General features: G+C 65.7%; 18 protein-coding genes. 9 read left to right on the forward strand and 9 right to left on the reverse strand.

The features are described 5' to 3' along the window. Nucleotides 1-45: 45 nt before the first annotated feature. The gene (locus C8J47_RS17930; RefSeq protein WP_183129168.1) at nt 46-759 is read right to left on the reverse strand and encodes a polysaccharide biosynthesis/export family protein; all 714 of its coding nucleotides are present in this window, start codon (nt 757-759) and stop codon (nt 46-48) included. Between the two features lie 154 nt (nt 760-913). On the opposite strand from C8J47_RS17930, the gene C8J47_RS19275 reads away from it, so the two are divergent. Genes C8J47_RS19275 through C8J47_RS17935 form a run of 3 tightly spaced genes read left to right on the forward strand, consistent with a single transcriptional unit; the run spans nt 914 to nt 1,622 of the window. Further along, nucleotides 914-1,237 carry a hypothetical protein gene (locus C8J47_RS19275; RefSeq protein WP_183129169.1) on the forward strand — a complete coding sequence of 108 codons (324 nt, stop codon included), beginning with the start codon at nt 914-916 and terminating at the stop codon, nt 1,235-1,237. After that, nucleotides 1,237-1,380, forward strand: coding sequence for a hypothetical protein (locus C8J47_RS19280; protein ID WP_183129170.1), 144 nt, complete (start codon nt 1,237-1,239; stop codon nt 1,378-1,380). The genes C8J47_RS19275 and C8J47_RS19280 overlap by 1 nt, the downstream gene beginning before the upstream one ends. Further along, nucleotides 1,371-1,622: a hypothetical protein gene (locus C8J47_RS17935; RefSeq protein WP_121886834.1), complete on the forward strand. Its 252-nt coding sequence runs from the start codon at nt 1,371-1,373 to the stop codon at nt 1,620-1,622. The genes C8J47_RS19280 and C8J47_RS17935 overlap by 10 nt, the downstream gene beginning before the upstream one ends. Here the strand turns inward: C8J47_RS17935 and C8J47_RS17940 are convergent. Together C8J47_RS17940 and C8J47_RS17945 are read right to left on the reverse strand one after the other, a co-directional pair. Further along, the gene (locus tag C8J47_RS17940; RefSeq protein WP_121886835.1) at nt 1,606-2,400 is read right to left on the reverse strand and encodes a metallophosphoesterase; all 795 of its coding nucleotides are present in this window, start codon (nt 2,398-2,400) and stop codon (nt 1,606-1,608) included. The genes C8J47_RS17935 and C8J47_RS17940 overlap by 17 nt on opposite strands. A gap of 66 nt (nt 2,401-2,466) precedes the next feature. Further along, complete coding sequence (locus tag C8J47_RS17945; protein ID WP_121886836.1) at nt 2,467-3,750, reverse strand: nucleotide sugar dehydrogenase; 1,284 nt, start codon at nt 3,748-3,750, stop codon at nt 2,467-2,469. A gap of 362 nt (nt 3,751-4,112) precedes the next feature. Between C8J47_RS17945 and C8J47_RS17950 the strand changes: the two genes are divergently transcribed. Both C8J47_RS17950 and C8J47_RS17960 read left to right on the forward strand, forming a co-directional pair. Beyond that, entirely contained in the window at nt 4,113-5,105 is a 993-nt protein-coding gene (locus C8J47_RS17950; protein ID WP_121886837.1) for a site-specific integrase, read from the forward strand. Between the two features lie 508 nt (nt 5,106-5,613). Then, nucleotides 5,614-6,618 carry a phytanoyl-CoA dioxygenase family protein gene (locus C8J47_RS17960; RefSeq protein WP_121886839.1) on the forward strand — a complete coding sequence of 335 codons (1,005 nt, stop codon included), beginning with the start codon at nt 5,614-5,616 and terminating at the stop codon, nt 6,616-6,618. 10 nt (nt 6,619-6,628) lie between these two features. Here the strand turns inward: C8J47_RS17960 and C8J47_RS17965 are convergent, their stop codons facing one another. Further along, nucleotides 6,629-7,798: a nucleotidyltransferase family protein gene (locus C8J47_RS17965; RefSeq protein WP_121886840.1), complete on the reverse strand. Its 1,170-nt coding sequence runs from the start codon at nt 7,796-7,798 to the stop codon at nt 6,629-6,631. A 50-nt stretch (nt 7,799-7,848) separates the two neighbouring features. Continuing rightward, nucleotides 7,849-9,048 (reverse strand): hypothetical protein, encoded by a 1,200-nt coding sequence (locus C8J47_RS17970; RefSeq protein WP_121886841.1) that lies wholly within the window; start codon nt 9,046-9,048, stop codon nt 7,849-7,851. Between the two features lie 288 nt (nt 9,049-9,336). Here C8J47_RS17970 and C8J47_RS17975 point away from each other — a divergent pair, with 288 nt between their 5' ends. Continuing rightward, a complete protein-coding gene (locus tag C8J47_RS17975) occupies nt 9,337-10,062 on the forward strand; it encodes a cyclopropane-fatty-acyl-phospholipid synthase family protein (RefSeq protein ID WP_121886842.1) in 726 nt (241 codons plus the stop codon). A 65-nt stretch (nt 10,063-10,127) separates the two neighbouring features. Continuing rightward, complete coding sequence (locus C8J47_RS17980; RefSeq protein ID WP_121886843.1) at nt 10,128-10,811, forward strand: 2OG-Fe(II) oxygenase; 684 nt, start codon at nt 10,128-10,130, stop codon at nt 10,809-10,811. Here C8J47_RS17980 and C8J47_RS17985 read toward each other — a convergent pair. Together C8J47_RS17985 and C8J47_RS17990 are read right to left on the reverse strand one after the other, a co-directional pair. Beyond that, nucleotides 10,768-11,694, reverse strand: coding sequence for an HPr kinase/phosphorylase (locus C8J47_RS17985; RefSeq protein WP_121886844.1), 927 nt, complete (start codon nt 11,692-11,694; stop codon nt 10,768-10,770). The genes C8J47_RS17980 and C8J47_RS17985 overlap by 44 nt on opposite strands. Further along, a complete protein-coding gene (locus C8J47_RS17990) occupies nt 11,691-12,902 on the reverse strand; it encodes a putative 2OG-Fe(II) oxygenase (RefSeq protein WP_121886845.1) in 1,212 nt (403 codons plus the stop codon). Before C8J47_RS17990 ends, C8J47_RS17985 begins: the two co-directional genes overlap by 4 nt. 302 nt (nt 12,903-13,204) lie before the next feature. Between C8J47_RS17990 and C8J47_RS19285 the strand changes: the two genes are divergently transcribed. Beyond that, on the forward strand, nt 13,205-13,351 hold the full coding sequence (locus C8J47_RS19285) for a hypothetical protein (protein ID WP_156364436.1): 147 nt from the start codon (nt 13,205-13,207) through the stop codon (nt 13,349-13,351). A gap of 145 nt (nt 13,352-13,496) precedes the next feature. On the opposite strand, the gene C8J47_RS17995 is transcribed toward C8J47_RS19285, so the two are convergent. Next, on the reverse strand, nt 13,497-14,444 hold the full coding sequence (locus tag C8J47_RS17995) for a hypothetical protein (RefSeq protein WP_147454360.1): 948 nt from the start codon (nt 14,442-14,444) through the stop codon (nt 13,497-13,499). Between the two features lie 50 nt (nt 14,445-14,494). On the opposite strand from C8J47_RS17995, the gene C8J47_RS18000 reads away from it, so the two are divergent. Next, nucleotides 14,495-16,255, forward strand: a complete 1,761-nt coding sequence (locus C8J47_RS18000; RefSeq protein WP_121886847.1) for an asparagine synthetase B family protein — start codon at nt 14,495-14,497, stop codon at nt 16,253-16,255. Here C8J47_RS18000 and C8J47_RS18005 read toward each other — a convergent pair. Further along, nucleotides 16,252-17,460 carry a putative 2OG-Fe(II) oxygenase gene (locus tag C8J47_RS18005; RefSeq protein WP_121886848.1) on the reverse strand — a complete coding sequence of 403 codons (1,209 nt, stop codon included), beginning with the start codon at nt 17,458-17,460 and terminating at the stop codon, nt 16,252-16,254. The two genes, C8J47_RS18000 and C8J47_RS18005, sit on opposite strands and share 4 nt — an antisense overlap. Nucleotides 17,461-17,492 lie beyond the last annotated feature (32 nt).

Raw genomic sequence — 17,492 nt, forward strand, 5'->3', positions numbered from 1 at the left:
ACGGCCCCTGGGCTTGCCATGTACAAAAGTCCTAAAGGCGGGGCGTCAAAGCGCCAGGAAGATGGACGCGAGCGGCAGGCTCTGCATCAGGTCGCGCTGTGTTTTCTTGACGGCCGATCCGTCTACGACGACCGTGTCACCGGGATAGACTTCCGGATCCTTCATCTCGCCACGGCGGATGCTCGTCAGGTCGAATGCGGCCGCCATGCGCTTCCCACCGATGGTTCGGAAAATGGCGACGCGACGCGGATTGGCAAGATCGTCGGTACCGCGCGCCAGTGCAATGACCTGAACCAGAGAAAGCGTGCTGGTAGCCGGATAGATGCCGGGCTGGCGGACCGATCCATCGACCGTGACGACGCGGCTGGCCGACGACTTCAACGAAACCGTAACGCTCGGGTTTCGCAGGTATTTCTCGTCCAGCCGGTGTCCGATAACGGTGCCGAGCTCGGTCGTGCTGAGGCCGACCGCATCGACGCGGCCGAGCAACGGCATAGTGATGCGTCCGCTCTGATCGATGTCATAGTCGCGGCTGAGATCGGCGACCTGGAATACCATGACGCTGACCGTATCGAGCGGGGCGAGCTTATAGGTATCGTCGACAGCGACAACCTTGGGTGCATCGGGCGTGCCGAAGTTGCTGGAATCATACGAGATCTTTCCACCGCGCGTCGACGCGCACGCCGCCAGAAGCAAGGCGAGACCGATGATAGCCATCCGGCCCACCAATCCGATTTTCATAATGTCACTGCCCTGCAACCGACCCTGCATCCCCGTGATGCACAGGCACACACCTACAATTAACCCCGGTCTGCCGCAAGTCGGGCACTGATAGGTTCTACAAAGCGAGATCGCCCGACAATAGCGATCGGGACCGTGTTGACACAGTAGATAAGGTAGCGAATGCGGTTTCATGACCGTGATTGCCGCTCTTGTGCTGCTGCTGCCGAGTAGCGACGCGCCCGGTGAGACTCCCCGTGAGATCATCGTCGTCGCGAAATCCCGTAAATGCGATCTATCGAGCGCCGGATGGACGTTGCGGAATGCCGATTTTAGAAAATATGCGGTGGAGTGGGCGGCGGGACGCCCGATCAGGATCGTCGTTCCGCGGGCAGCGCGAACGATGTGCCTCGCCAAGATCATGTTCAAGCTCCATGATCACGGTGTGACGCGGGCCGAATTCGTCGACATGCCCGGTACTCCGGTGACCGAAACCACGCCGGCGAAGGCCGACTGATGAGCGTTGTTGCGCATAGCGGCGTAGCGCACAGCGGTGCGTTGGTCGCGATCGTGCTCGACTGGGAGAGGGGCAAGGTCTGGCTGAGCGCGACGTCCGGGCTGACGCATCATGATTTCCACTGCTGCTCGGCGTGCTGCTGACGCTGGGGTTCGGCTGGCTGCTGGGCCGGCCACTGGGGTCTTGGCTGCCGTTGATCCTCGTCCTCGGCCTCGAACTGGCCAACGAGGCGTTCGACTTCATTCGCTATCGTATCGACAGATATCCCTGGGGGCCTGGCCCGATGCTCGTCGATATCGCGCTGACCATGCTGCCTCCGCTCGTGATCGTGCTGGCCGCGCGGTGGGACTCACCGGAGTTTCAGCGCTTCAGGCCACTGCGCTAACCGCCTGTTGCGGGCCCGTCGCCAGGAAGCGGAGATCCTCCTCTTCGATCACCGCGGCGGTCAGGATGCCGGTCCGATAGGCACCGGTATCGATTCCGATCCGGTTGCTACGCTGGTCGACACCGTCGCTGATCGTGTGGCCGTGGATCACCATGCAGCCATGATCATGCGCATCGGACAGGAAGGGCTGGCGGATCCAGCGCAGATCGCGCGGTTGCTGTTCATCGATCGGCACGCCGGGCCGGATCCCGGCATGCACCAGAAGATAGTCGCCGAACCGGAAGGTGTCGCCGAAGGTCTTCAGAAAGGCGACATGCGCGGCCGGAATCGCCTGGCGCAGCACCTCGGCGATCCGCTGTTCGTCCATCGCCTGCAACGCGGCGGTCGCGACACCGTAGCTCTCCGCGCAGGCATCGCCGCCAAAGCCGAGCCAGTCATGCGCGACTCCCGGCTCGCCGTTCAGGACACGCAGCAGGAATTCTTCGTGATTGCCGAGGATGAACAGCATCCTGGCGGGAAAATGCCGGAGGCTCTGCAACCGGTCGACGACGCCGGCGGACGCCGGGCCGCGATCGATCAGGTCGCCGAGGAAAACCACCGCTGCGGTCTCCACCGGTCGGTCGGCGATGTCATCCTCGATCCGGCCGAGCAGATCGTCGACGAGATCGAGCCGGCCATGGACATCGCCGATCGCGTAGAGACGCGCGCCGGGTGGCCCTGCGAACACGGGTTTCGACGACACGGAGGCCGACATGCGGCGGAACAGCTTAGAAAACACGCAAACCTCGAACGCAGACCCGGGCGGCCGCACGATGACCGCTCCGGCTGCATGTAGGCGCGATTGTCACATCGTCCATAGCTTCATTCCGTCGGGCACCTGTCCCGACCCGGCGAGCGCGTTCTTCAGATCGACGATCCCGCCGTCCGGCGCCAACTGGCTAGTAAACCGGGCGAAATCCTCGACCAGTTCGCGGTGGGGGACGGCGAGGACGATCAGATCATAGACATCGACGGGCGCGGCGACGAGTTTCAGGCCATATTCGTGCAGCGCTTCGGGCGCGGAGACGAGCGGATCGTGGACGTCGACCTGATGGCCGAGACCCTGGAACGCGTCGACCAGATCGGCGACCTTCGAATTGCGCAGGTCGGGCACGTCCTGCTTGAACGCCAGCCCGAGCATCAGCACCTTCGCGACGCGCGCAGCACCCGCACCCGCGTGCCAGTCGTGGACGTCCTTTGCGACCCATGCGGCCATACCGTCGTTCATGTCGCGGCCGGCCAGGATGATGCGCGGATCGCAGCCGAGTTCGGTCGCGCGGTGGGCGAGATAATAGGGATCGACGCCGATGCAGTGCCCGCCGACGAGACCCGGCTCGAACTTCAGGAAGTTCCACTTGGTGCCCGCCGCGGCGAGCACGTCCCATACCGAGAGGTCCATCTTCGCGAAGATCTGCGTGATCTCGTTGACGAAGGCGATGTTGATGTCGCGTTGCGCGTTCTCGATCACCTTGGCTGCCTCGGCCGCCTTGATCGAAGCGGCGCGGAACACGCCGCCCGTCGTCACCTTGTTATACAGGTCGGCGATCGCCTCGAGGACTTCGGGCGTCTGGCCGGAGATCACCTTGGTGATCCGGTCGACGGTATGCTCGCGGTCGCCCGGATTGATCCGCTCGGGCGAATAGCCGAGGAAGAAGTCTTCGCCGCAGACGAGTCCGCTGATGCGCTCGAGTTCGGGACCGCACAGGTCCTCGGTGACGCCGGGATAGACGGTGCTCTCATAGACGACGATCGAGCGGCGACCCGGCTTCAACATGCTGCCGACGGTCCGCGTCGCGGCCATCACGATGCCAAGATCGGGTCGGTTGTCCGCATCGACCGGAGTCGGCACGGTGACGATGTAGAAATCGGCTTCCGGACAGGCTGCGGGATCGGTCGTCAGGCTCAGACTCGATCCAGCGAGACGATCGGCGTCGATCTCGCCGGTGCGGTCATGCCGGCGTTCGAGTTCGGCGATACGGCCGGTATCGACATCGAGACCCCAGGTTTCGAACGACTTGGCCAGCGCAACAGCGAGCGGCAACCCGACATAGCCGAGCCCGATCACTATTACGCGCGTGTTATCGACCATGTTCGATACCTTTACATGTTCTGCAAGAGGTCGGTTCCATACCGGTAACCGGCGTAACGACAAGTCGCGATCATTACAGCGGCGCCGCCCGGCGTCCTGCGAAAGGACGCGTAAATCCCGTCGACAGCGCTCGCGCGGATGACGTGGCGTTCCGCACCGTCGATTCCGGAGCCGCGCCGTCGAGCACGCCATATCACGGTCGTTTACAAGTTCGTTTATTCCGATAATCATTATTCTCGGAATAAACGAACCAGCTGGTTTGGGGCGGGCGGCCGGCTGCGCGGCGACAGGTCGGCCGACCGTATTTTCGGCCGTAGATGAAACCGGGCCACCAAGCAGGCTCCAGGCGAAGGCACCGACGCATGAACGACGACCTGGACGATACCGCGCTTACGCGCATTGCGTCGACACCGTTGATCCCGTTGCTGCTGGACGACGAGATCGAGGCGGCACGCGCCTATGTCGCCGCAGCGCGCGCACCGGCGACACGGCGGGCCTATGATTCCGATTGGCGGATATTTCAGGCCTGGTGCGCGCCGCGCGCGATCACGTCGTTGCCCGCCGCGCCCGAGGCCGTCGCGATATTCCTGTCGGCCGAAGCACAGGCCGGCGTGCGGCCCTCGACGATCGGGCGCCGACTGGCGGCGATCGGTTATATGCATGCGCAGGCTGGGTATGATCCGCCGCAGCAACAGCCCGGGGCGGTCGCGATCCGCAATGCCGTCGCGGGTATCCGCCGCACGCACGGTATCAGGAAGGTCCAGAAACGCGCCGCGGACGGTGACATGCTGCGTGACATGCTGCGCGGATGTGACGGCGACAGCGTGCGCGCGGTCCGTGACCGGGCATTGCTGGCGATCGGCATGGCTGCGGCCTTGCGCCGGTCCGAACTGGTCGCGCTCGAGATCGACGATGTCGCGATCACGCCCGAGGGACTGATGATCACGGTCCGCAAATCCAAGACCGACCAGGAAGGTGAGGGCGCGATCATTGCGATCCCCGAGGGCCGGCGGATCCGGCCCAAGGCGCTATTGCTGGCGTGGATCGCCAGTGCCGGGTTCGACACGGGGCCGGTGTTCCGCAAGCTCACGCCGCAGGGGCGGATTACGACCAGGCCGATGAGCGACCGCGGCGTGGCGCTGGTGGTGAAGGCCCGCGCTGCGGCTGCGGGCTATGATCCGGCGCAGGTCTCGGGCCATTCGCTACGCGCCGGATTCCTGACCGAGGCGGCGCGACAAGGCGCGACGGTGTTCAAGATGAAGGAGGTCAGCCGACATAAGTCGCTCGAGATCCTGTCCGACTATGTCCGCAACCACGAACTCTTCCGCGACCACGCCGGAGAGCGCTTTCTCTAGATGGTATAGCCGTATCGGATAGGTTCCAAGCCTCAGGCCGAACCCGTGGCGGCGTCGGCCATTGCGCGGTCCGCGGCGTTCTTGTCCAACACCTTCTGCCATGCGAGCGCATCGCGCGCACGTTTGCGAGCAAACCGGTGCTTTCTCTTAGATTCCATCATCTTAGTATAAATATACCATCCAGTCGCCATCACGGCGACGAGCAAGGCTGCAACTATTAATAGTCTCATAGGTAAGCCTTTGATGATGATGGTTTGTCATTGAATGATATGAGGTTATCTAAATCTAGATAAGCCAGGCAGGAGAATCTAGAACTACTATTTTCATGAAAGAATCATAGTAATACTGTTAATTGCAAGAATCTGACATATAGAAATACGGTAGGATAGATATCAAAGAGTTATTTAGATGAAATATGGTGATGTTTATTGGAAAAGTTTGTTGCTAAGCGCATCAATTCAATCGTGAAAAATTATTGGTGAGCTTGTCAGTGGGCGAGTGCGAAGACATGACCGATGATCGGCTGGATTTTCGAACGATACGCGGCCTCGAAGACGTATGGCGGAGCGTGACGGGTGGCGCCGCGCGCGACGCGGCGCGGCCTGTGCCGTGGCGCGCCTTGCTCGATACGCTGGGTCTGGGTCTGGAGCAGACGATGTCGTATCTCGGCCGGGAGCGTCCTGCGTGGGACGCGTCCGTCGCCTGGACCGAGGCGACGGCAGGCGGGGCATCTGACGGCACGCGCGGCGCGGCAATCGCGCGCTATCATGCTTGGTACGACGGCGCGCCGGTACCGGATGCGGAACTGAGGCGACAGGCGGCGATCATGGCGGCCGAACCGGTGTTCTCCGAGATCGAGATGGCCACGTGGGCGCGCGACGGCGTCGTCGTTATGCACCAGGCGATCACGCGCGACGAGGCGGCCGCGATCGCGGCGCATCTGTGGAGGCTGAAGGCGGCCACGCCGACCGATCCGGCCAGTTGGTACGGCCGCGGTGAGAACGGCATCATGGTGCAGGCGTTCCAGCACCCGACGATGGAGGTCCCGCGTCGATCGGCGCGGGTGTATCGCGGGTTCGCGCAGCTTTACGGCCATGCCGATCTACTGGTGTCGACCGATCGACTGAGCTTCAACCCACCGGTGACCGATCGCTACGCGTTTCCAGGGCCCAACCTGCACTGGGACACCAGTCTGGCGGGAGATATCCCGTTCGAGACGCAGGCGATCCTCTATCTGACCGATACCGAGGCGACGCAGGGTGCGCTACGCGTCGTTCCAGGCTTCCATCACCGGCTGGCGCAAGGGTGGTTGGAGACGCTCGGGACCCGCGACCCGCGGACGATCGATCTGACGTGCGAAGCCGTGCCGATCGCGGCAGCGGCGGGCGACCTAGTGATCTGGCGCCAGGACTTGCCGCATGGTGCCAGCGCCAACACCGCGGATCGTCCGCGCATGGCGCAGTATGTGACGATGTCGCCGATGCGCTGGCCGGATACGCGTCGCTGGCTGTGACGTGCGGGGTTCAGGCGCGCTCGCGCGTGCGGCGCAGGTCCTGCCGCAGCCTCCGCCGCTTGAGCAGCTTCGGGATTCGTTGCAGCGGGTGAAGCACGAACCAGAAGCGCGAGCGCTCTGCCTCTGCGTCGGACGCCGAGAACAGCAGGCGGACGCACCATCCGCCGAGATCGCCGGGGCTCGACACGACGAGCAGCTTGCCCGTCATCTCGGCCCAGCCGCGCCAGTGCGTGCGGGCGAGTTCGGTGGTGCCGCCACCCGCCTCGATCACGCGTCGGGACAGTGCGACGAGCAACCTCAGGCGCAGCGATACGGGTGCGGCGAAGGCTGGCGGGACGGGCGTGCCGAAATACCGCCGGGCCAGCAGGATGGCGGAGGCGGCCGCGCGACCCTGGCGGCGCGCGACCGCGGCGTGCCAGAGCCGGTCCCCGCCGTCGGGCTCGCGCGCCAGCAACGCGGCGACGTCGGCCAGCCAGCGCAGCCGCGCCCACATATGCGCGGCGCCGTGGTTGCAGATATAGGCGAAGAGCGCGTCGGTCGCGAGCGTGGGGACGGCTGCGCCGGGGGCGAGCTCGACCCACTGGACGGCTTCGCGATCCTGGGCCGGGCGTTCGTGCAGAGCGTCGGTCATGCGCCAGTGAAGCTCGACGATCTGGCCGTTGTCGACGTGACGCACTTCCATGTCCTTGGCGAGCGGCGACAGTCGCGCGACCCTGTTTGCGAGCGTGGCGCCTGCGAGATTGGTATCCGCTGGATTGCCGCCCGTATCGCTGCGTGCGCGATACCCGGCGTTCTCGAGCAGCGCGGCTGCGCGGCGGGCATCGGCCGGGCGAACGAGCAGATCGATATCGCTGAACTGACGACGGGCGAGCGCGCCGTAGGCCAGCATCGCCAGCGCGCTGCCCTTGAGGAAGATCGGTTCGATTCCGTCCGCCAGCAGCAGCGTCCGCAAGCGGATCGCCTCGCGTGCCGCGCGCAGCGGCGCGAGCGGATCGTGGCGCGCGGCAAGCGCCGGCGAGATCGGCCGGCCGTGTCGCTTGAGCGCCTCGACGACCAGCGGCACGACCTGATGCCGGTGGGCGATCGCGGCGAGCGTGGCACCGTCGAGATCGCCGTCCGTGTCGGGTGGGGCGAGCGGTCCGGCGCAGGCACAGACGAACGCGAATTCGGGCGAGGCCATCGCCCGGTTCGCTGGGTCGGGAAACGCCGGGGCGGGAAACACCGGTCGGGTCAAGCGCCGGGTGCGTTGAAGGTGATGGCATAGCTGCCGGCCGGAAGCGCTGCGCCCGGGCCATCCCCAGGACCGATCGGCACGCTGACGGTGAAGCCTGTCTTCGTCGCGGTCAGATAGCCGTTCCGGACCAGCGCGACCGCGGCTGCGTTGGCGGCCGAGATCACCGGGTAGCTGGCGGACGGATAGGCATGCGCATAGGTCACCGTGAACAGGTCGCCCGCGCCAAGCCCCGCGCCCGGTCTGCTGCCCGGTCCGCTACCGGGTCCGCTCCCAGGTCCTGGGCCCGTCGTCAGCAGGACGACCCCCGTATTGCCGTTCGCGTCGATCGTGACGGTCGCGCCGGCGCCCGCGCCCGGCAGCACCGAGACGCTCGGATCGCTGGTCTCGGCGAGCATGACGCCGCGCCGGACGCCGTCGGCCGCGGTGAAATACGGCCGGGCGTTCGCATCGACCTCGAACGCGCCCGCCTCGGGCGTGGCGAGCAGCGCGGCGCCCGACCGGAGGAACTTCAGCGCGCCGAAACCAGGCGACGCGGCACCCGCGCCGATCACCACCCATCCGCCGAAATTGCTCCCCGCGGATGGCAGCGCCGGGTTGACGCCGCCCGGGAAAATCACCTGCTGATAGCTGTTGGCGACGATCGCGTTCATCGTGCCGTAGCGGACCGGATATTGCTTGCTGACCTGCGACGACGCGACCCCGGTGCCGGTGAACAGCGCCCAGCGCCCGGCGACCTCGCCCGCCGAAAAGACCGCATTGTCGACGGTGACCCGGCTCCCGCCGACATGCCCGGTCTGTCCGCCGGTGCCTGCCTGCCACAGGTCGACGACGATGCGATCGCCGTTCTGGACCGCGGCATAGCCGTTCATCGCCGGGCTGCGCGTCTTGACCCAGTAATTGGTCACCCCCTTGCCGTCCGCGCCGTATTTGAACGCGAGATAGCCGGTGTCGTTGGCGGCGCTGCCGTTGACCTGGATCGGCGAGTTGCCGATCGTCCCCGAAGCGCCGGAGACCGCCGGCGTGTCGGGTTGCTCGCCACCGACGATCGTCGTCTTCATCGTCGTCGGTGCGGTCGCGACCGAGAGCGCCTTCGCCGCCATCGCGCGCGCGACCGGATCGACCTGCGCGGCTGCGGGGCTGGCGGCAGTGCTGGCGAGCGTGAGCGCCGATATTGCGAAAAGCACGATCCTGATCATGCGCGGTTCCTAGGTAGGAGGAATTCGACCCGCACAGCGACGCGTGCGGATCGATGGTCGGCCATTGGCGGGCGTTTAACAAGCGGGTGTTTGCGCGCGCTTGCCGGTATGGTCGTAGACGCGTAGACGTGTCTACATGAAGACCGGGCACCCTTCTCCGCTAGGCAATGCGCCGGAACTGGCCGATATTCTCGCTTTCCTGGAGCGTATCGGGCTGACGATGCTGCAATATTGGCGGATGGCGGCACCCCAGGGTGATGGGGCTCCGTGCTTTCCGGCGATGCGGACATGGTTGCGACTTTCGTGCGTAACCGCCTGAAAGCGTTCCCGAGGCTCGTTGCCCTCGTTCGTTTTGTTCGGGCGCTGGCGACGCCGCTCGGCCGCGGGCGGCTCGACGCCGGACGGCGGGGCGCACAGCTGTTTCAGCCTGCCACGGTGACGCGACTGGATCGGCATCCGGGGTTGTTCGCAGTCGTGGCGGCGCGATTAGGGGATAATCCGGCACCGCGCCTGTTGTCGTTCGGGTGTTCGACGGGCGAGGAGGCGGTCACGCTGGCGCGGTATCTGCCGCATGCGCGGATCGACGCGATCGACGCGAACCCTGCCTGTATCGCGCAGGCTCGACGGACCGCCGATCGCCTGGGGCTGGGGCAGATCCGGTTCGCCTGTGCCGATACGCCGAACGTGCTGACGGCAGAGGGATATGATGCGGTGTTCTGCCTGTCGGTCCTGCGCCACGGCGACCTCGATGCGTGGCGTCCCGACCGTTGTACCCGATTGCTCCCGTTCTCGCGGTTCGCCGCGGCGGTCGACGCGCTCGACCGATGTATCCGTCCGGGGGGGCTTCTCATCCTGTGGGGATGCAATTTCCGGTTCACCGACACCCCTGTAGCGGTACGCTACCGGGCGATCGTGACACCGGGCATAAAGCAGCAACCGGGCCCGTTTTACGGCGCCGACGATCGGCTGTTACCCCACGACAACTACGCCGCGTTCGTGTTCTTGAAACGGTAGCGGCTTGACGCGATCCCTGCGCGCGGGTTCGTTGGCCTATCGCGCGCTTTTATGGGGAAGGGGAGATGCCCGCATCAATCATGCCGTCGCCGTTCGAACCGGCTTCGCTGTCGGGTCTTGGGGGGCGGCCGATCGCGATTGGTGCGCAACGTACCGAGATACTCGTCGCACCCGCGGGCGCTGCGCAGGATTTCAAACGGCAGCGTGCGATCGAATGTCGTGACCTCATAGCCCCTGACCTGCTCGCCAGCCTGCTCGATCGCTGTCGTCGCGGGGGGTTCGTCGCCGACCATGTCGACCAGCTTGGATCGCGCGAGGTCGAGGCACCGCAGCGGGTCGGCGCCGCGCTGAACATCGTGCTCAGTCGTCCGTCGTTCCTGCACTGGATCGAGGCGGTTACCGGTTGCCACGACCTGCACCGCGTCGAAGGACGGCTCGTACAGAACCGCGCCAACGGCTTGGACGCGCTCGACTGGCATAACGACACGCACGACGATGCGGCAGGCGCTCGCAAACTCGGGATTACCATCAACCTGTCCGATGCCGCCTATGAGGGGGGCAGTTTCGAGCTGCGTATGACCGGGACGCAGGAGACGCTGGTCCGCTATCGTCACGATCGTGCCGGGACCGCGCTGATCTTTGATATTGCCAGCGACCTTGAACACCGCGTCCTGCCGCTGGCGAGCGGGGGACCGCGGCGCGTGTTCACTGGCTGGTTCGTGCAGGCCGTGCCGCGATCATCGTCCTGATCTGCGCGAGCGCCCGGTGGGCGCGGTCCTCCTGATCGTGGGGGTCGAATGTCGCGATCGCGGGCAAGGTGGCGATGGGTATCGCTGCGGCGATCTTCAGCAGGTCGTGGCGGCGGACCGCTTGGTTCGGGAGCGCGGCGAGCCACCTCGGCCGGAAGAGATGCGCTGCGAGCGCGGCGAGCTTCGCGCGTGCGTCGAGCGCCAAAGGCCGGTCAGTCAGCGTCAGCAGGCCGGCAAGCGGTAGCGCGACATCGGCTGCGCGCGCGCGCGGACGCACCAGCCATTTGCCGCGCGGGTCGTCGGGCACGGGTACGCGAAGATCGGCGTCGATCCGCGCGGCTGTATCGCGGTGCTGGCGCATCGTCGGGCGACCGCGCATCGCCTCGATCCGGCCGTCGGCGACACCGATCACCGCCAGATCGTCGGCGACGAGGCGCGCGCCGAGCCTGAGCAGCGCTGCGGTGAGACTCGATTTACCCGCCCCCGATCGGCCCGCGATCAGTACCGCGCAACCGTCGACTTCGACCATACAGGCATGGAACGGGATCGTGCCGCGCCATGCCAGCGTCACCGCGCTGATCGTGCTGTAGAAGGTGAACGGCAGCGAGCCGCGCCAGCCGGGGCCGGGCAGATAGTCGATCCGGGCGCCATCGATCATGTCGAAAACGACCGCGTCTCCCCAGCCTAGCCGGATGCCGTCGGGATAGAGTTGTCCCCGGTTGAGCGCGTGTCCCGGCCCGCGGTCGGCAAGCGCGGCGACGCGCGTCACGCGTACGCAGGGTCGCGGCGTATCGAGTGTCGGGGGCCATTGGTCGAAGCCGTCGAGCGCGATGTCCGAATGCCATGTCAGGCCGAACGCCGATGCGCGGTACTCATCGCTCACAGCGGCCTGAGATCGAACGCGACGCAGATCCGCTTCTCGATCAGGCCGTGCGGGAAGGTGCGGTGATAGCTGTGCGATGGAAAGGCGAGCATCAGGCCGTCGTGCGGCCGCACCGTCCGCGTGCCGAACGCGGACGCGGTGTCGTCCCCGACCAGGTCTTCGGGGATTCCGAACGCTAGGCATCCGCCTGGGTCTTCGCCGTGCGTGATCGAGTCCGGAACCCGGACGTAATAGACCCCGCTCAGCCAGCCGAATTGGTGAACGTGCCAAGTTTCAAAACCGTCGCTCTCGGTGATGACGCACCAGCTGCGCAGCATCGCCGCGGTCGGTCGTGCGCGGGCCCAGGGGTGGTCGAGATCGGCCAGGCCTTCCAGATGCGCCGCGATCGCGTCGGCGATATGCGCGAGCAGCAGGCGGACCAGAGGCGCTTCGCGCGTTGCCGGGGAATCGATCCGCCAAGTCCGTGCCGATGCGGTACCATAGCGTTCGTAGCGGAGCCCCGGATGCGCAAGCAGTTCCTCGGCCAGCGCCGCGTTGAACGCGTGGATGTCGTCCCAGCCGAGCGGCGGTGCGAGCGTCGCCATCGCGATGAGTTCGCCCTGCCCGGTCGGCCCCTGCCCGGTCGCTGCGCGTGCCGCCTGAATCGCGCCAGCCTGCGCCAAGGCAAGGGATTGAGCGGCGAACAATCGGGCATGCGCGGCGCCGCGCGCGGTCAGGCGCTCGACCATCGCCAGCACCGCAGCGGGATCGTTCGCGGCGAGATCGAGTGCAGCGAGCCGCTTGCAGGCGTCCTTCTCGTGCGGGTCGTAGCGCAGCGCGCGATCAAGCGTCGTCCGCGCCGCCTCGACTGCGCCGAGCCGAATTTCCGCCTTGCCGCGTACCGCGAGCGCGGCCGCGCGCTGCGCGTCGCTGGTCGCCGACGCTAGCGCGCGGTTCGCAACGCGCCGCGCATGGTCGTCATCCTCCGGCGTCTCGCGGGCAAGGCATGCTTGGGCCAAGAGCATTTCTTCGAGAAAATTCAGGTCGTCGTGTGGCGACAGCAAGGTAACAAGGTCGTCAAACGAATCGCAAACCAGCAACAGCGTCGCCAATCGACTGCGGACCACGAGCCCCTGATGACGGGCATAGGCTGCGCGGACGATCGCCAACTCTTGGGGAAGCGTCAATTGCTTGGCGACTTCAAGGTCGATCTTAGTGCGCTGCAACATGAACGCTCTCACGGTTCGGCGAATTCACCAAGCATGACCCCTTGCGACGATTCAGCATAAAAAACTGGTGCCGTCTCTACAGTATGGGTCATTTATCGGTGCAGTTATATATGGAAAAATATGTTTTTAAAAGGCTATGCCTGCTAACGAAAAAACCAATTTGAGTATATTCGTTGGTTCGGCGACGTACGCAGATGAAAATCGATAGATAATGGAATCTCTTGTCTATGATAGAAAAACAGGCTTAGATCGCACCTATAGGGCATTGCGTAGACTTGAACGCAGTATACGAGGATAGTATAATGACAGATCAGATCATTCCTTCAGGCCAGCGCAAGACCTGGATCGCACCTGAAATTCGCGAACTCGATGTCCGTGAAACCGCGCTGTCACCTGGTTTGGGTAACGATGTCGGGGGCAACCCCTCCCCGGATTGCCAGAGGTCCTGATCGCTCTTAGCGTACGCTGGAGCGCTTGATCGCGTGGCTACGTCGTTGCGTCGGAGTTCTGCGTCGTCGGTACGAGCCGACGGTACGGGGTATCGTTCGGGTCGTCGTTGAAGCGCGTCGCTACGGCCGTCGCGACAGGATATTGTTACAGTGCGATAATATCCGTCGGCGATCCATCGAGGATCATCGTCATGCGCAGTTCGAGCGCGCGATCGAGTATCACGACCCCGCCATGCAGCTTGCTGCGCAGATGGCGGGGGCCGAAACTGGACATGCCGACGATGATTGCATTGCGCGTGATTGCCAGTCCTCGCGTCATGAGCGTGTCGGTGACATGCGCACGCGTGCCATCCGCGGCCATGATGTCGCCGGCCATCGAGTCGCAGTGCCATAGCATCCCGCGTTCGTCCGCGACGATGTCGTGACAGCTATACCCGGGCAGCGGCTGACGCTCGATCACCCGCCAGTCGCGATCGAGCCAAGCGAGCTCACTGGTCTTTGCGGGGATCGCCTTGCCGTTGTGAAGCATGATTGCGGTGCGGTCGCCGACCGCTGCTATCGCGTTGATATGCAGATACGCACCGCTGGTGTCGTATGGCGGCGCGGCCGCGAACGGGCGCTGGACGTCGACCGCGTTGCCGTCGAGTGTGAACCGAAGGATCGCCTGGTTCGCGGTGTCGAGCACGCACAACAGCCCGTCGATGACTGCGATCTGGTGGCAGTTGGTGTGCAACCCGATGACGATCACCTCGGGCGTGGCCAGCCGGTCTCCGGCAAGATCGAAACGGACGATTCGCCCCATCGGTATGGTGCGGTCGCGGTGTCCGCAATTCTCAAATACGTAGAGCACGTCGTGGTGCCGGCAAAGGCCAAAGAACCAGCCATAGACTATGGTTTTTACGCTGGCGGTTTCCACGCCGGTCCCCGGCCCGCCATCGGCGGAGATCGCGAAGAGCCCGCGATGCGACGCGACCAGCCAGGTCTGTTCGGTCAGATCGGGATCGGCGATGCGTACTTCGCCGCGCGCGTAGGCGTTGCGCGCCATCGCTTCGCGCAGCGCACTCTTGGCGGCAAGACGATCGATGTCGGGCATCCGCCATTGTTTATCCGACGCCGCACGCGCGTCAATCATGGGTCGGTACAATGCTGAGCAGCGGAATCTACGGTCTGTTCCGTCTCGATGGCGGACCGGTCGATCCGCGCGATGTCGCCGCGCTTGGACTGGATAGCGGCAACGTGTCGGGTGCGGCGTTCGCGCATGAAGTCGACCCGCAAGATCGCACCGCGTTGCACCGGATCGAGGCGGACGATGCGTTGACCATCCTTGTCGGCCATATCGAGGAACCGCAAGCGTTAGCGGTGCGGCTGAACGTTCCGCCGACGCTGCCTGCTGCGTTGCTCGCGCGCGCCGCGCTGGACCGGTTCGGAAGCGAAACCCCGGCCGAGATGATCGGTGAGTGGTCGCTTCTCCACTGGGATCGTCGGGACCGCCGGCTGGTGTTGACGATGTCGGCCGCGCGGCGCGATCGGCTGTTCTTCGCAGTCGACGGTCCGCGCGTCGCGGTCGCCCCGAACCTGTTCGCGTTGTCACGGATTGCGTGGATCGGCAACCGGCTCGACGAAATGGGGTTGCTGGCGTCGATCGGGCGTGCTGACCTACGTGCGGCGCTGCGCGAGGAGATGGGTGATCGGACGATGCTGGCCAAGGTCCGGCAGCTCGAACCCGCGACGAGGCTAACGATCATGGCGGACGGCATCTACCGTGATGTCGCGGCGATCCTAGTCCCGCAGCCTCGGTGGACAGGGTCGTTCGACGATGCGGTCGTCGCGTCCGAAGAAACGATGCAGACGATTTTGCGGGCGCGGATCGCCCGGACGGCGGTGCCGGGCGTGCTGCTCAGCGGCGGGCTCGATTCATCGACAATCGCGTGGCTGGCGGCGCGCGAGCGGGCGGCGGAGCAGCGGATGGTCCTGCTGACCTCGGTCGCACCGCCCGGCAGCGGGCTCGCCGACGAAGCCGCGTTCGCCGATGCGGTCGCCGATCGCATCGGGCTGACGGCCGAGCATGTCTCGCCGCCCGAGGACGCAGATATCTACCGCCCGTCCGATCTGATCCTGGGCGGCGCCAGTCGACCGCCGATGCCGGTGCGGCACTGCCTGACCGAGACGTTCCAGGCGCGCGGCAAGGCGCTGGGCGCGACCGCGCTGTTCGACGGGTCGTTCGGCGAGGCGACGCTGACGGTCAAGTTTCCGCTGACAACGATGCGGCAGCAGATGCGCGGGACGGCGGGACGGTTGCGGCGCTATCTGGCGGGGGCGGCCGGAGAGCCGGTGCGGCACAGCCCCTTTCATGTCCGGTTGTCGCCGGCGCGTCTCGCCGCGCTGCCCGAGGCGATGCGCTCGCCGCCTTCGGCCCCGCTCGAGGACGAAATCCGGCGTCCGCGCGACCTGTGGGGGTATCTGCCCGGCGCAGACAAGGCGCTGCTGCACCCGAACGAATTCTATCCCGGTGCACTGCGCATGGAATTCCCCTTCCGCGACGTCCGATTGCTGCGACTGTTCGCGGGCTTTCCGGCAGGCTTTTTCGTCCATGACGGTCTCGATCGTGCGCCCGTGCGGCACATGCTCGCGGGTCATCTGCCCGACACGATCCGGTTGCGGCGCTCGGGCAAGCCGGCATCGCCCGATCACATGGCGCGGCTCCAGCGCCAGGCGTCCGCGGCACGCGGGCGGATCGCCGCGTTCCGCAAGGCCGAAGTGCAGGAGTGGATCGACCTCGACTGGCTCGACCAGGCGCTTGCAAAGGTCGCCGAGCGGGGGCCGACAAACTTCGCCGAATCCTACGAGGTGCAACTGACCGCGATCACCGCGGAATTCCTGACCTGGTGGCGCGCGCGCTCCTAAGCGGGCCAGATATCGAACGACACGCAGATCCGGCGCTCCGAGGCGCCGTGCGGGAACGTGCGGTGATAGCTGTGCGACGGGAACAGCATCAGCAAGCCCGGCTGCGGGCGGACCAGATCCTCGCCGAACTGCGCTGCCCGATCGGCGCCGATCAAGCCATCGGGCAGGCCGAACGCGATGCACCCGCCGGCATCGCTGCCGGTGACGACCGTATCGGGGACCTGCGCGTAATAGACCCCGCTCATCCAGCCGAACGGATGCGCGTGCCATTGCTCGAAGCCTTCGCCTTCGGTGATGACGCACCAGCTTCGCAGTTCGCCGCGGTCGGGACGTGCCGCAAGCCAGGGATGCGCGATGTCCGACAACGCGGCGACATGGCGTTCCGCGGTCTCCGCGATCCGTGCCAGCAGCGCACGCGCGACCGGCGCGGCACCGGTCGCCAGCGCATCGATCCGCCACGTGCTGCGCGATGCGGTACCGTGGCGGTCGTAGCGCAGCCCGGAGTGCGTCTTCAGCTCCTCGACGAGTGCGGTATTGAAGGCCGCGATATCCGCCCAGCCGGGCGGAGGCGTCAGGATTTGCCGATGGCGGAACCGCGCCGGATCGGTGATCGCGCGCGCCTCCGCGATCCGGTCGAGCCGCGCGAAGGCGAGCATCCGTGCCATGAACAGCCGGGCATGGCCGCTGCCCTGCGCTGCCAGCTGGTCGGTCATCGCGATCACCGCCTCGGCGTCGCCAGTCCGCAGCAATTCGGTGGCGAGGCGTCGGCAGGCCGGCATGTTGCCGGGATCGTGCCGCAGTGCCTCGGTCAACCGCGTGTGCGCGTCGTCGTGACGATCGAGCCGCAGCAACGCCTTGCCCTGATCGGCCAGCGCCGCGCTGCGCTGCGCATCGGTCGTGGCGAGCGTCTCCGCGCGCAGTGCGGCGTGGTGCGCGCGGACCGTATCGCCGGGCTGGTCTCGCCCGAACCAGGCCGCCGCAAGCGCCATGCACGCACCGTAATCGAGCGTATCGTGTGCAGGCGTGCCGACATCCGACGCGGTCAGCAAGGCGATCGTCTCGTCGAACGCGTCGAGCTGGTTGAGCAGCCGCGCCAGCCGCAGGCGCAACGCCGCGGATCCGGGATTGCCGGCGACCGCATGGGCCACGATGGCGCATTCCTGGCGCGCGCTCAGCGCCTTGGCGGGTTCGGGACGTATCAGCATTGGGCCCCTCCCCTGTTTGCGGACGGCAACGA

The sequence above is a fragment of the Sphingomonas sp. PP-F2F-G114-C0414 genome (genome assembly GCF_003688595.1).
Lineage (GTDB): Bacteria > Pseudomonadota > Alphaproteobacteria > Sphingomonadales > Sphingomonadaceae > Sphingomonas.

Excerpts from the sequence above, each read along its gene's own strand:
- C8J47_RS17960 (WP_121886839.1), top strand. The coding sequence starts at position 5,614 with ATGACCGATGATCGGCTGGATTTTCGAACGATACGCGGCCTCGAAGAC.
- C8J47_RS17980 (WP_121886843.1), top strand. The coding sequence starts at position 10,128 with ATGCCCGCATCAATCATGCCGTCGCCGTTCGAACCGGCTTCGCTGTCG.
- C8J47_RS18005 (WP_121886848.1), bottom strand. The coding sequence starts at position 17,460 with ATGCTGATACGTCCCGAACCCGCCAAGGCGCTGAGCGCGCGCCAGGAA.
- C8J47_RS17950 (WP_121886837.1), top strand. The coding sequence starts at position 4,113 with ATGAACGACGACCTGGACGATACCGCGCTTACGCGCATTGCGTCGACA.
- C8J47_RS17995 (WP_147454360.1), bottom strand. The coding sequence starts at position 14,444 with ATGCCCGACATCGATCGTCTTGCCGCCAAGAGTGCGCTGCGCGAAGCG.
- C8J47_RS19280 (WP_183129170.1), top strand. The coding sequence starts at position 1,237 with ATGAGCGTTGTTGCGCATAGCGGCGTAGCGCACAGCGGTGCGTTGGTC.
- C8J47_RS19285 (WP_156364436.1), top strand. The coding sequence starts at position 13,205 with ATGACAGATCAGATCATTCCTTCAGGCCAGCGCAAGACCTGGATCGCA.
- C8J47_RS18000 (WP_121886847.1), top strand. The coding sequence starts at position 14,495 with ATGCTGAGCAGCGGAATCTACGGTCTGTTCCGTCTCGATGGCGGACCG.
- C8J47_RS19275 (WP_183129169.1), top strand. The coding sequence starts at position 914 with ATGACCGTGATTGCCGCTCTTGTGCTGCTGCTGCCGAGTAGCGACGCG.
- C8J47_RS17975 (WP_121886842.1), top strand. The coding sequence starts at position 9,337 with ATGGTTGCGACTTTCGTGCGTAACCGCCTGAAAGCGTTCCCGAGGCTC.
- C8J47_RS17965 (WP_121886840.1), bottom strand. The coding sequence starts at position 7,798 with ATGGCCTCGCCCGAATTCGCGTTCGTCTGTGCCTGCGCCGGACCGCTC.
- C8J47_RS17990 (WP_121886845.1), bottom strand. The coding sequence starts at position 12,902 with ATGTTGCAGCGCACTAAGATCGACCTTGAAGTCGCCAAGCAATTGACG.
- C8J47_RS17945 (WP_121886836.1), bottom strand. The coding sequence starts at position 3,750 with ATGGTCGATAACACGCGCGTAATAGTGATCGGGCTCGGCTATGTCGGG.
- C8J47_RS17970 (WP_121886841.1), bottom strand. The coding sequence starts at position 9,048 with ATGATCAGGATCGTGCTTTTCGCAATATCGGCGCTCACGCTCGCCAGC.